General features: G+C 44.5%; 8 protein-coding genes. All 8 read left to right on the top strand.

Annotated features, from left to right (window positions below; genetic code table 11):
* The first annotated feature begins 123 nt into the window (after positions 1–123).
* The 8 genes from GC102_RS12350 to GC102_RS12315 all read left to right on the top strand — a co-directional run bounded on the left by GC102_RS12350 (position 124) and on the right by GC102_RS12315 (position 13,844).
* Positions 124–1,845: a sensor histidine kinase gene (locus GC102_RS12350; RefSeq protein ID WP_171689805.1), complete on the top strand. Its 1,722-nt coding sequence runs from the start codon at positions 124–126 to the stop codon at positions 1,843–1,845.
* Positions 1,842–3,437 carry a response regulator gene (locus GC102_RS12345; RefSeq protein WP_171689804.1) on the top strand — a complete coding sequence of 532 codons (1,596 nt, stop codon included), beginning with the start codon at positions 1,842–1,844 and terminating at the stop codon, positions 3,435–3,437. The genes GC102_RS12350 and GC102_RS12345 overlap by 4 nt, the downstream gene beginning before the upstream one ends.
* A gap of 119 nt (positions 3,438–3,556) precedes the next feature.
* Positions 3,557–4,906 carry an ABC transporter substrate-binding protein gene (locus GC102_RS12340; RefSeq protein ID WP_171689803.1) on the top strand — a complete coding sequence of 450 codons (1,350 nt, stop codon included), beginning with the start codon at positions 3,557–3,559 and terminating at the stop codon, positions 4,904–4,906.
* A 484-nt stretch (positions 4,907–5,390) separates the two neighbouring features.
* Entirely contained in the window at positions 5,391–6,281 is an 891-nt protein-coding gene (locus GC102_RS12335; protein WP_376769365.1) for a carbohydrate ABC transporter permease, read from the top strand.
* Positions 6,282–6,299: 18 nt separating this feature from the next.
* A complete protein-coding gene (locus GC102_RS12330) occupies positions 6,300–7,121 on the top strand; it encodes a carbohydrate ABC transporter permease (RefSeq protein WP_312883239.1) in 822 nt (273 codons plus the stop codon).
* Between the two features lie 28 nt (positions 7,122–7,149).
* Complete coding sequence (locus tag GC102_RS12325; protein WP_171689802.1) at positions 7,150–8,490, top strand: FAD-dependent oxidoreductase; 1,341 nt, start codon at positions 7,150–7,152, stop codon at positions 8,488–8,490.
* 109 nt (positions 8,491–8,599) lie between these two features.
* The gene (locus tag GC102_RS12320; protein ID WP_171689801.1) at positions 8,600–12,898 is read left to right on the top strand and encodes a golvesin C-terminal-like domain-containing protein; all 4,299 of its coding nucleotides are present in this window, start codon (positions 8,600–8,602) and stop codon (positions 12,896–12,898) included.
* A gap of 178 nt (positions 12,899–13,076) precedes the next feature.
* On the top strand, positions 13,077–13,844 hold the full coding sequence (locus GC102_RS12315) for an isocitrate lyase/PEP mutase family protein (protein ID WP_171689800.1): 768 nt from the start codon (positions 13,077–13,079) through the stop codon (positions 13,842–13,844).
* The last annotated feature ends 24 nt before the right edge of the window (positions 13,845–13,868 follow it).

The raw sequence follows: 13,868 nt of genomic DNA, 5'->3' as shown, positions 1-13,868 counted from the left end.
AACATTAAACAGCACCTAGTTATAAAAGTAATCTGTGAGTTATAATACTACATATATACCTCATCATGGCAACCGTTCAGTGGACGGTTGCCATTGCACATTGGTTTCGAAGGGGAGAGAGGAATGACAATAAACAAAAGGCAGCTGTTTTTCTCGCTTCGACTCAAGTTTTTACTTGTATTTACATTGTTTATTGTGGTTCCTTTTTTATTAATGTTGTTTCTTTACTTCGTTCAATCTGACAAAATAGTTATGAGACAAATGACCGACACACAAACTGAGGTTCTAAAGAGGGTTACGGACAGAGCCGACGACATGCTCAATCGGACTTTAAATGTGTCGAATTTGCTTACCAACGACTATGATGTTTTGCAATTGCTAAGAAGTTCGGGGCAGTCCGACCTAAATGACTATCCAACCTACCAGAGGGTTATTGGTCTGCAGAGCAAGATGGACAACTTGATCTCTTATATTTTGGACAACCACGCCATTGTTGCGGTTTATGGATTTAATGGCAGCATCTATGCGACCAATCAGGACGAAGAGATACTTAAAGTGATGCCAGATTATGCGAAACAAGCCAAGGAAAAAAATGGAGCTCCTGCTTGGGATGTGAACCCTTCTTTGAAAGTGAAAGGCCTTGAAGGGAACCAAGAAGGGGGCTTTATTACTATGGTCCGGTTAATCAGGGGGGAGACGACAAAAGGCTATGGGTTCGTCTTTATCGCCTTTCCAATCAAGGAAATGTTTCTCGTTTCCAATGGTTTAGAGGAGGATTCTCCTGCCCAATTCCTGATATCCGATAACAATCGTTTGCTCTGGGGCAGGGATGATTTGTGGAATAAGTTTGAAGCGGGAGAAGCAGGATCTATATTTACACAAAGCTTAAAAGCAACAGGCTGGCAATTGCGTTGGATACCCATGCAGGAGCAATGGATGCAGCAGTTGAAGAACGTGCGCACTGCAACGACATGGGGCGTTATCGTTTTATTCGCGTGCTTTCTATTCATCTATGTCCTATTTACCCTCCGTTTGATGAAGCCTATTCGCTCTCTTGTGCAGGCAATGGGGAAAGCAGCATCCGGAAATTTCGAGAAGCCCGCTTTGGCCGGAGGGAACGATGAAATTGGACTGCTGAGCCATCATTTCAACCGTATGCTGTCGAGCTTGAAGGAAATGGTTACGACTCTTCGCGAAGAGCAGCAGCTGAAAGAGGAAGCAAGGTTTCATGCTCTTCAGGCTCAAATTTCTCCCCATTTCTTGTTTAATGCCCTTAATTCTATTAAGTGGCTGGCTTTATTCTCGGGTGCCAAAAACGTTGGGGATATGATTACTTCCTTAGGCATTATGCTCAGCTACAGTATGAAGCAGGAAAGCGAAGTTGTCACACTGCGAGATGAGCTTGATTTTATAGAGCACTATTTTTCGCTGCAAAAAATTCGGTTTAACGATAATATCGATTTGTTCATTCATGTCGATGAAAGTTTGTTGTCTGCGCGCATGCTTAAATTCACCCTTCAACCTATTGTGGAAAACAGCATTATCCATGGGAACCGTATGCCTTTAATCATCCGTATTGCGGCACATCAGGAAGATGGTTTGTTGTTTGTCACAATTACAGATAATGGTCAAGGGCTGTCAGAGAGAAAGTTTGCAGACGATGCTCTTGAGGAATCCAATCCCATCAGACAAGGCAAATATAGTGGAATCGGGCTTGAGAATGTGCAAAGTCGGATTCGTATGCATTTCGGGGAACCTTATGGGCTGTTTATGCACAATGGCATGGATGTCGGGGTGGAGACGGTTATCAAGCTGCCTTGGAACAGGATGGAGGAGCCAGCATGACCAAGCTTTTATTAGTGGAAGATGAATTTCTGGTGAGGCTGGGACTCAAGACGTTTATTCCTTGGGAGGAATTCGGCTTTGAATTGATTGGCGAGGCGGTGGATGGATTAGATGCGCTTGCCATTCTTGCTGAAAAGCCATGTGACCTGTTGATTACCGACATTTCCATGCCGAATATGGATGGAATCTCGTTAATGGAACGGGTGAAGGAGTTATATCCGCACATCAAAATTTTAATTTTATCCAATTATAATGATTTTGGGTATGTAAGGCGAGCCTTGCAGCTTGGCGCTTCCGACTATATATTGAAGTTGACCATGCAGCCGGAAGATCTTCAAACCAAGCTGCAGCAAATGCAAGCGGAAATCGAGAACGAGCGTAAAAAGCAGGAGGAAACGTTACTGCTTAATCGGAATGCTGTTCAATTTCGCCAAGAAATAACCATTGAAAAGCATTTGCGTGATCTCTTGACCATGCAATATTCAAAGAGGGAAGCGGATGATCTCTCAGAGGAATATGCGAATCTGCTTCCGCCATTTCCATGGACGGTTTCGGTGATGAAAATCGAACGATACGAGTCTGTAGTAGATGAGAATCGCTTTAAGAGTGAAAAGTTGCTGCGCTTTTCCGTAATGAATATACTCCGGGAAATTATGCGCAAATATAAGGCAGGACACATCGTGGAATTGGGTGGGGGGCGTTTCGGTATGATATCCAGTACGGGGGCGGAGCCGATGCTTCAGGAGATGACGGAATGTATACAACGCTATCTCAAATTGTCTGTCTATTTCGGTACTTATTCCCCTGTTGAACGAGCATACGACCTGCATGAAGCGTGTAAGTTTGCCGATGAAGCTCTTTTGGAGAGATTTTACAATGACTCGAATCGTGTCATTCATTATAGCGAGCAAATGTTTGCAGATCATGCTTTACCCATTACGTCACAAGATGACTGGCTCGATGCGATGGCTCGGCAAGATCAAGAAGCGCTTGAGAATGCCATAAGGAATATGGCTGAGACCTATTTAGAAGAAGGAGTACCGAGACCTTATCCTGATCTGGTCAGAGAACGTTGGCTGCATATTGTACATCTATTCGAGGTTTTTCTTCAACATAAAGGAGGAGACCTTTACTCGATTGAGCCCTACGAAGGAAGTTATCCTCATCATGTCGTGAGGACAGCGGAATCCATACAAGAAATAAGCGAGTGGTTGATGGGATGGATTGCAGTCTTCCTCGAGCATTTGCGCTCAAGCGCGGTTCATCAGCCTCGCCCGGAAATTAGGGCCGTTCAAAGAATGATCGAAGAAAAGTACAGCACTTCCTTTAAAATGTCCGACTTGGCAAAAGAAGTTAATTTTACGGAACCGTATTTAAGCTCCTTATTCAAGAAAGAAACAGGCGAAACGATGATCGATTACATGATCCGTATACGAATGAAGAAAGCCAGGGAACTGCTCAAGGATCCCAATGTTAAAATTTATGAAGTCGCGGACGCGATCGGCTATTCGGACCCTAATTATTTCGCTAAGTTGTTTAAAAAAATTGAAGGCATATACCCGCAAGAATATCGTAAGCGCTATATTCACTAAAAGTGGATAAAACAAGACAGGTAAGATCTTAAATGAATTCATTACGCAGGAATGATCACTTTGCTATGCTAATGATGTTCCAAACGGATGAAAACAAGTAAGAGAGGGGTTTTACCTGTATGAAGAAATCGATTTATTCCGCACTATCACTAACAATGGCATTTAGTTTGATGCTTTCCGGCTGTGCAAAAGGTGACAACCAAACAAGCTCATCTCCCGCTGCAGCGACTACTGCCAGCTCCGCAGTTCCGAAGAAAGCCGTCAAACTTAAGATGTGGGGCGGCATTCCTGAAGAGAACGGACCCAAGGATGTGGTCACGAAATGGAACAGTACACATCCTGATATCCAAGTGGAGTATACACGTTACGTGAACGATGATAGCGGCAACACGAAGCTCGATACGGCTCTTATCAGCAACTCCGATGCTCCGGACATTTTCTTCAGTTATGGAGAAACGAATTACAATCGCCGGGCGAACGCGGGGGTCACCTTTCCGTTGGATGATTTGATTAGCAAATATAAGCTTAATGTGGATGATATCATCGGCAAAGATAATGTCGTCCCGTATAAAGGGAAAACGCACTATTTACCGGCTATGAAGCTATTATCTTCCGTTATGATTAATCAAACGGCCTTGGAGAAAGCGGGAGAGAAGATTCCGGCTCAAGGATGGACATGGGATGACTACATGGCGCTTGCCGAGAAGCTGCATACACCGGACCAGAAGGGCAGCTTTATCAAGGTTCCAGATGATAATATGGTTCGTTTTTCCATTCTTGAGAATAAGCCGGTAGATTCCTATTATACCGCGGAGGGATTGTCCACCTTCGACAGTCCTGCCGTCAAGAAGGGCTTGGAATATCAAAAAGCGCTGCAGGACAAAGGATTATCGGTCAAGTGGCCGGAAATTATCGCCAACAAACTGCTTCCTCCAAATGAGCTTCTGACCGGTAAAGCGGCGATGATCTTCGGAGGGACACATTTGCTAAGGAATGTGAAAGATACGAAAAGCTTCCCGCATGAGTTCAAAACCATATTTGCACCGGTACCTCAGTTGGAGAAAGGCGGCAAAGTGAATACGGCAGGCTTCAACGACTTTATGTCGATAAACAATACGTCTTCGAACAAAGACGAAGCCTTTCAATTTATCTCGTGGTATCTAACCGAAGGGAATCTTCTCATGATTCCGGGGGGACGTTTGCCTTCGTCGAAGAAGATTGATGTGGATAAAGTGGCTGAGCTTATGGTGGGAGATGCAGCAAACCTAATAAACGTGGATTCTCTGAAAGCTCTAATCAAAGGCGATTATACGTTCCCGGTTCAAACGATTTCCACCGCTTTACCGGAAATGACCAAAATTATTAACGAAGAAACAGAGAAATATGTCATGGGTGTGCAGCCCTTAGACAAAGCCATTCAGAATATGAAGACAAGAGCGGATCAAGCGATTAAGGCTGAGAAAAAATAACGGTTGTGTTATAAAAGGGACCTGGCGGACTTCAATTTGAAGTCTGCTAGGTCCTTTTCTTCGTGCTGAGCCTATATCCATATCCCCAAAATGGTTCGATACAGAAAATAAGGCAACTGTGAGTGCTTACTTGTTCGAATGGCTCCTGCTAGGGAGACATAAGCAAGCTAGGGGTGCTTATTATTCGTTCATACGCCCGGAAAGTAAGGAAATGCAGCAGATAAGCACGATCTGTGGTCTTATCTCACGAGATGCCGCGATAGTTATGGGAATAAGCACATCTAGCGTGCTTATTTATTCCCGAGCACATAATGGTAGAGAACCTAGATGCTGCAGGCTAGGTTTATCTGAGTCTGAGTTGTTTTCCTACATCTTAAAATCAACGCTGTAACAACCTAAATCACGCCATTCCACTCTGATTCGCTACTGATTATGATACGGGTATGGATTTAATATAGCTAAATGAGGTGGCATCATGCGACGAGTGTCCAAACATAACATGAAGGAACAATTGGCGGGTTATTTGTTTATTTTGCCGAACTTTCTCGGCGTTTTTTTCTTCGTCATTCTACCTCTGCTGTTCAGTTTTATGCTGATTTTTGCAGATTGGGATTACTTAAAGGGCTTTGCTGGGCTAAGTTTTGCTGGACTAGGAAATCTTGAAAAATTAGTGAATGACGTTTACTTATGGCACGCACTGAGGAACAATTTTATTCTAACTGGCGTAACGGTGCCCAGTGCAATGGCGATTGGTTTGGTTGTAGCTGTGCTGCTGAATCGACATGTTTATGCCAAAGGTTTATTGCGAACTTTGTTTTTCCTGCCTTATGTCAGCAGTTTGGTGGCTGTTTCTGTGGTATGGAGCGTGCTTTACAATGCCCAAGATGGCCCGATCAACGCCTTCCTAAGATCACTGGGGGTTGCCAATCCTCCTGGGTGGTTGGGGAGTACGGCGTGGGCTTTGCCGGCTATCATCATTATGGTCGTTTGGACTTACATCGGATACACGATGGTGCTGTATATGGCGGGATTACAAGGGATTCCGAAAGATTTATATGAAGCGGCTTCGATTGACGGAGCCACAGGATTGAGGCAGTTTTTCAAAATCACGGTCCCCATGTTGAAGCCTACGACCTTTTTGATTGCTATTACACTGATTATTTCCACCTTCCAGGTCTTTGCCGTTGTGAATGTGATGACACAAGGCGGACCGGTCAACTCTACGATGGTTATTGCTTATCATATTTATCTCACTGCCTTCCAAAATTACAAAATGGGTTATGCGGCAGCGATGTCCTGGGTTTTGTTCATCATCATCTTTTCGATTACTTTGGTTCAGTGGCGCAGTCAGAAGAAGTGGCAGCAGCATTTTTAATGGAGGAGTGGGTTCGTAGTGATATCTTTGCGAAAATTAAGCGTTACCCTTGTCATGTTGGTTTTGGGTGTCATGGTTTTGATTCCGTTCTTCTGGATGATTTCTTCATCCTTCAAAATCCAAGCTGATTTATTCAAATACCCGATCAATTGGATTCCCAAAAATCCGATTCTCTCGAACTATGAAGAGGTTTGGGGCGGCAAATATAAATTTGCTTTGTTTTATTGGAACTCGGCCAAAATTACTTTCTTTACGGTTGTTGGCTCCATCATCACCAGCTCGTTGGCTGGGTTCGCGTTCGCTAAATTGAACTTTAAGGGAAGAGATTTTATCTTCCTTATGTATTTGGCTACGATGATCATCCCCGCTCAGGTGCTGCTTGTCCCTAGGTTTATCCTGTTCGATCGCATTGGCTTGGTGAACACCCATTGGGCTGTCATTTTACCTGGGATTTTTACCGTATTCGGAACATTCTTGATGAGACAATTTTTCAGTACGATTCCGAACGAGCTTCTTGAAGCGGCAAAAGTGGATGGAGCGGGATTCTTCCGGATCTATTGGCAAATTTGTTTGCCATTAACGAAGCCTGCCATCGTGACACTTCTCATCCTTACCTTTACATGGCATTGGAACGAATATGAGAATCCGTTGATCTTCCTGCGTTCAAGTGAATTGTTCACACTACCGATAGGTCTTTCCAGCTTTGTAGATGAATACGGTGCGAATTATTCGTTGATTATGGCTGCTTCTGTTTCGGCGCTGCTTCCTCTCATCATCGTCGTAGCCATCTTCCAAAGATTCTTTGTTGAAGGCATTGCCAGCAGCGGCCTGAAGGGGTAAACCTAATTTTATTAAAGGAGTGATATCCATGAATGATTTGATAAACGATTTTGATATTGTGATTGTTGGGGCAGGAGTAGGTGGCATTTGTGCAGCTTTAGCTGCTTCAAGATTAAACAGTAAGGTGCTGCTTATTGAAAAAATGAGTGAGATTGGCGGAACGGGCGTCCATGCGGCTATTGCTTTAGTCTGTAAATTTCGTGATCATCATGGACGGTGTGTGAACACGGGGATTCATAAGGAATTATTCCCGCAGGCTTACCAGAATACGGGCTTGACCTTTGACGAGGAAACGGTATCCAGCTATGACGAACAGGAATTAAAAGAAACGTATCATCGCCTTATTCAAAAAGAGAAAAATCTGACTGTATGGACGGACTGCGAAGTGGACGCCGTACAGGTGGAAGATGGGAATATTCGTTCAGTGACGATCACTGGATCTAAGCAAACGCGTGTATTCGGTCGTGTGTTCCTTGACGGCACGGCAGATGGAAATTTGTCTGCATTGGCAGGAGCAGAGTTTCAAAAGGGGCGAGAAAAAGATGGAAAGATGCAGATGGCGACGGTTACTTTCAAGCTGACTGGATTCGACCCCTCGCTGTTTAAAGTAAAGGATGTCACAAGCTGGGGCTGCTTTTTTTGGCTGGAAGAGACGCTCAAGCCCTATTATATAGCGATGAAGCAGAGAACGAACAGCACGAATATGCGCCAAGGCGTATTAGCATTTCCTTATCCAGATGGGAAAGCATTCCTGTTTAATTCGACTGCGATAAGCGATGTAGATCCCACGATTCCAGGATCCGTTGAACGTGCGTTTGAAATCGGCAAAGTTCAAGTGTATGAATTAGTTGAAGCGATCAGGGAGCACCCAGCTTTTCGGGATGCGAAGATTGAGACTATTTTTACGAAGCTAGGGGTACGTGAAGGCCGCAGAGTTATCGGAGATTACATGTTAACCGGAGAAGACTGTCTGCAAGTACGCAAGTTTGATGATATGGTGGCTGCTTGTGCTTATGATGTAGATGTCCATGATCCGGATGGAAATAAAAATCACCAGGAGTATATGACGATTTTGCCAAGTCCGGGGTATTATCATATTCCTTATCGCAGCCTTATCGCTAAAGGATTGGGCAACCTGCTGTTAAGCTCACGCTGTATTAGCGGTACATTTGAGGCTCACGCTTCTTACCGTGTAATGTCAGGAATTAGCGCCATCGGCGAAGCAGCAGGAACCGCCGCGGCATTAACTGTCAAGTCTGGCTTCAACGATGTTCGGATGGTTTCTGCCGAAGAGATACGTTATATCCTGCAAACTCGAGGCCAATTCGTAGAAGGTCCTGTTAAGGAAACACATGTTTTAAATAAATAACGTAAAAAGGTACACACGTGGCGCTAAAGGGTGAGGGGAGGTGACATTATAAACGAAGTGTCAAAAGTTTTTTTGAAAAATATTTACAATTGAGGGGAGATGTAAGGCAATGAAAAAAACGTTAAGTCGTATTATTTCTGTATGTATGGTATTTTCTCTACTAGCAACGTACGGGTTCACCCTGTTTTTAGGTAACCAAGTGGCTTATGCGGCAGCATTAACCATTGAGCAAAACACAATAGGGAACATTTTCTATGAAAATGACGCCAAGAGCTTCAAAATCAGTACGGATGGAGACTCGATTGATTGGGTGTATTCCGATTACTGGAATAACACTGTACAGTCCGGAAGCCAAGCCGTAAGCAATGGAACGACCCTGCTAACCGTTAATCCCGGGAAAAAGGGATGGTTCAACTTAGTTATTACAGCCAAGCAGAACGGGAATGTTCTGGCATCGAAAGATACCTCGTTCGCGGTCGTCTCGAATTTCGATCTGAGCCAAGTGGCGGATTCGCATTTCTCTGTACAAACACACGCTGCTCGAACCGATCTAATTGCTCAAGACTCGGCGGCGCTGATACCGATTGCTAAAAAAATGGGGGTTAAGTATGTCAGGGATGCCTTGCGCTGGGGGGATATCGAGGATACGACGAAGGGGGTATTTAGCTTTAAAACCTTCCATGACGATTTCATGTCGCGTGTGGCGGCGAATGATCTCAAGCCTTATATTACTCTGGCGTTATATAATAATTTGTATGACGAAGGAAATGCACCCACAAGTTTGGAGGGGAGAATGGCATTTGCTGAATATGGCAAGCAAGTATTAAGCAGATACCCGGAAATTGGTCAGGTGGAAATTTGGAACGAGCCGGATATTCCTTCGTTTGGGAAGGGACTTAGCACTGAGGCAGAGAAAGCGGATTTTTACTTCAATTTGTTAAAAACCTCCTATGAACAAATTCATCCCCTTTTTCCGAATGTGAAAATAACAGGATTTGTCTTTGGTGAACTGGGTTCAGACGCATTTTTGGAAGCGCTTTATCAAAAAGGTGCGCTGAATTATATGGATGAGTACTCGTTCCATTCGTATACGAGGAATCCAGAAGATTTCGTTAAAGATATCAACAGGCACAAAAATATAATGAAAACCTATAACAACAATCAAACGATCCCAATCAATCTTTCGGAGACAGGATTTAGCAATTTTAATTTCGACGAGCATGTCCAAGCCAACTATGTGGCTCGAAGAATTGTCACTGCCTTGGCAAACGGTATTCAAAAAATCAATATTTATAATTTGCAAAATAAATCTACGGTTCCGAATGAATTTGAGGGAACGTTCGGTTTGATTCGGAATCCTGACGATGCCAAAGGGGCCTATGTGCCTAAGCCGGCCTACGCCGCTTATGCTACGATGGCCCGGGAACTAACAGGAGCAGATTTCCAGAACACCGAGGATGTTGGACCTGGCATTTATAGTCATAAGTTTCATAATGCAACAGAAGATATTCGGGTCATGTACGCTCCTGCGGGAGCCGACCTCAAGCTTTATACTAGCAGCCCCCTTAATATCACAGATATCATGGGGAATATGTTAACGTATACGCCAACGAATGGTTATGTGCGGCTGCGTCTCGATGAGAATCCGATTTATGTAAAAGGTGGGTTGGAGGCTCCTTATATCGAAGAGATTCCGCCTACGATTACCAATCCGATCACCTTATATAGTGGTTACAGCATGGGAGGCTATGCCGAAGTCAATGGACCGCTTGGAACAGCTACCAATAAATGGGTAACATCTTCCGTACTCAAAGGCTATAACGGCGGTATTTCGCGAGCGATTACGAACCCAACAGGCGCATCGGCTAAATGGACACCGAATGTGTCTGCGTCCGGACGGTATCGGGTTTCAGCGTATCTTCCTGGAACGCCCGCCACTCCGGTGAATACCACGAAGATGGCTGCGTATTCAATCTATATCAACGGAGTAAAACAGGAAACGAAAGCTGTTGATCAATTCTCTCAGCAGGGATCTTGGCAGGTATTGGGTACCTATGAGTTTCCAAGGGGAACAAGCAGTTATATCCTGCTCGAAGACACAAGCCCCGCTCATGATCGACCACTTAGGGCGGATGTCATCAAGTTAGAGGCCATCCCGGCGACAGGAATCGCTCTGGATACCGATTCACTTGACCTGCGGGTAGGAGATACGCATGCCTTCACGGCTGTGTTTACGCCTGCTGGGGCTACTGACCAGACGCTGGTTTGGAGCAGTTCGAACAGTCAAATCGTGACTGTTGATGTCGAGGGGCATGCGAATGCGACAGGAGTTGGAGAAGCGGTGATTCGTGCCACGAATCCGTTAACTTCCCTGTATGCCGAAGCGAAGATCCAAGTAACGATGCCCGTCATACAGCAGGTTACAATCTATAGTAGTTATGGCACAAACGGAGGATACACAGAAGTCAACGGACCACTAGGAACTGCTACGAATAAGTGGGTGACTTCCACGGTTCTCCAAGGTTATAACGGCGGTATCTCGCGAGCGATTACGAACCCAACAGGCGCATCGGCCAAATGGACGCCAACGATTACCCAGCCCGGACGATATAAGGTATCGGTTTATTTGCCAGGAACGCCCGCGACTCCGGCGTATACGACGAAAGCAGCCGAATACTCGATTTATATCGATGGCACGAAGAGTGATTCCAAGATCGTCGATCAATCTACACTGCAAGGCTCATGGCAGGTACTGGGCATCTATGATTTGCCGCTAGGAAGTGCTAGCTACATCACGGTCGAGGATGCGAATTCAGCTCATGACAGACCGCTTCGCGCGGATGTGGTCAAGTTCGAGTTCATCCCTCCTACGGGCATCAACTTGGATACTCAGGCGCTTAATTTGCAAATAGGAAATACGCATCAATTTACGGCAGGGATAACTCCGAACGATGCAACGGATCGAATTCTGCATTGGAGCAGCACGAATAGCGATGTGGCAGCCATTGATGCCCAAGGACAGCTGCGTGCTCTGGCTGTTGGCAGCGCCGTGATCCGTGTCACGAATCCATTGACGTCCCTTTATGCCGAGACTGAGGTGAAAGTGACGCCGAATGATAAGACAGCTCCAATGACAACAGATGATGCGCAGGCAAGCTGGGTAAACCATGATGTAACCGTAAGCTTGAACGCAAGTGATAGCGAATCAGGGATCGCAGCTACAAACTACACCGTAGATGGCGGCCCGCAACAAACCGGTACGACGGTTACATTGACAGCGGAAGGTATTCATACGCTTGTTTATTGGAGTGTTGACAACGCGGGGAATATCGAAGCCCATCACACGACAATTATTAAGATCGATAGGACGCCTCCGGAGGATGCAGCCTTGGCAGCAGAAATTACAGCACCAACCAATACCAACGTTAGCATAACGATCAGCTATCCGGCTGACGCAGCTTTGAAAGAATACAAAGTGGGTGCAAACGGTGCGTGGTCAGTGTACACAGACCCTATCTTCGTTTCAGACAATAACACGGTGTACGCAAAAGGAACGGATGCCGCAGGAAACATATCCAATGTAACCCATTATGTAGTCAGTAATATCGATCATGCCTTTCCAACCGCAACAGTGGCCTATAGCTTGGTAACCGTACAAGGTGTGGTTGCAACAATCACACCGAGCGAATCAGTAACGATCACGAATAATGGGGGTTCAAGCAGCTACATATTCATCTTTAACGGCAGCTTTACCTTCGAATTCGTCGACGCAGCAGGAAATCACGGAACGGCAACGGCAACTGTGAACAATATTGCAGCAAAAAGTAAAGCTAAACCGGGTACAGTGGTAATATCTGATGATAATGGGTATGATACCGGGCTTCTGGACGGTACATACAATGTGACGATGAACATGTGGTATGGAGAAAACGGTAGAATCTACAAGCTTTACGAGAATGATGTATTAATGGATACGAAAATTCTCACTGACAATTCACCATCAGCTCAATCCACCGTAACATCCATTACCTACAAGCAGAATGGGACTTATCGTTACTATGCAGAGCTTATCAATGCGTTCGGCACAACAACGAGCGCTGCACATGTGGTAACCGTAACGAAAGCAGCACCAGAAAAACCGGTTCTGTCGGGCGATAACTGGGATGGTGATGGCAATTTTAAAGTCAGTATGAACATGTGGTGGGGAACCAATGGGGCAACGTATCATTTATATGAGAATGGTATTCTCATCTATACTGAAGCACTGGCGAATCATACACCGAATGCCCAATCATCCGTAATGACCGTGGCAAATAGAGCAAAAGGCAACTATGAGTATCGAGCTGAGCTTATTAACTATGCAGGAGCCACCTCTAGCGAAAAGATGATTGTCAATGTAACTAAATAGTTAAGTTTTGAAGGGGCACCCCAACCTATCTACGAGATGAGTTGGGGTGCTTCTCCTCTCCCATATAATCGAGCGGGATATTTTAATTAAAATCGATTTCTAGCTTCTATTTTAAAACTATTTATTACATTATTATTAGAGAATCATAAGTTCAAAAGACTGAAGGGGATGTGCTAACATGAGTAAAATTCAAGAGTTTAACGCGCTGCATGAATCAAATGAAGTTTTATTGCTGGGGAACGCCTGGGACCTACTCTCCGCTCTGTCACTTGAGAAAGCCGGATTCAAAGCAATCGGTACAACGAGTTGGGGAGTAGCGAAAAGCCTAGGATATTCTGACGGCGAAATGATTGAATTTGCAATACAGCAAAACGTTGTGAAAATGATCGTAGATCATGTGAAAATACCTGTTACTGCAGACATTGAGTCCGGTTATGGAGAAGATGATCAAACGATAGTCGATAATGTGATAAAACTTGCCGATTTAGGTGCTTCAGGAATCAATATAGAGGATTCGCACAAGAACTTAGTGGGGCTCAAACCATTGGACCAACAATGCCATCTTTTATCGAAAATTAGAACTGCATTAGAGAAGAATGGCTATCAAGGATTTTATATCAACGCAAGGACTGATACATATTTACAAAATCAAGATCCTCTAAATGAAACGATTTACAGAGCAAAAGCCTATGTCGAAAGCGGCGCAAGCGGTATTTTTGTTCCCGGATTGAAAGAAGATGACGAAATCAGAGTAATTATCTCACAAACAAATGCGCCGCTAAATATTATGTCTTTGCCGGGACTAACTAACTGCAATAAGCTCAAAGAGCTTGGAGTCAAACGGTTAAGTGTTGGAGGAGCGTTATATCGGAAGGTTAACAACTTATTGGATAATTGTGCAGCTCAAATTTATGAGTCACAGGATACATCGATATTATTTAATTGATTAATAATTAAACATGTTGACCTA

Origin of the sequence: Paenibacillus germinis, from assembly GCF_013141785.1 — a bacterium.
Classification (GTDB): domain Bacteria; phylum Bacillota; class Bacilli; order Paenibacillales; family NBRC-103111; genus Paenibacillus_E; species Paenibacillus_E phytorum.
This window is presented reverse-complemented; position numbering and strand designations above follow the sequence as displayed.

What these genes read in the sequence shown, in the direction of transcription:
- GC102_RS12340 (WP_171689803.1), top strand. Translation starts at nt 3,557, where the DNA reads ATGAAGAAATCGATTTATTCCGCACTATCACTAACAATGGCATTTAGT.
- GC102_RS12350 (WP_171689805.1), top strand. Translation starts at nt 124, where the DNA reads ATGACAATAAACAAAAGGCAGCTGTTTTTCTCGCTTCGACTCAAGTTT.
- GC102_RS12325 (WP_171689802.1), top strand. Translation starts at nt 7,150, where the DNA reads ATGAATGATTTGATAAACGATTTTGATATTGTGATTGTTGGGGCAGGA.
- GC102_RS12315 (WP_171689800.1), top strand. Translation starts at nt 13,077, where the DNA reads ATGAGTAAAATTCAAGAGTTTAACGCGCTGCATGAATCAAATGAAGTT.
- GC102_RS12320 (WP_171689801.1), top strand. Translation starts at nt 8,600, where the DNA reads ATGAAAAAAACGTTAAGTCGTATTATTTCTGTATGTATGGTATTTTCT.
- GC102_RS12345 (WP_171689804.1), top strand. Translation starts at nt 1,842, where the DNA reads ATGACCAAGCTTTTATTAGTGGAAGATGAATTTCTGGTGAGGCTGGGA.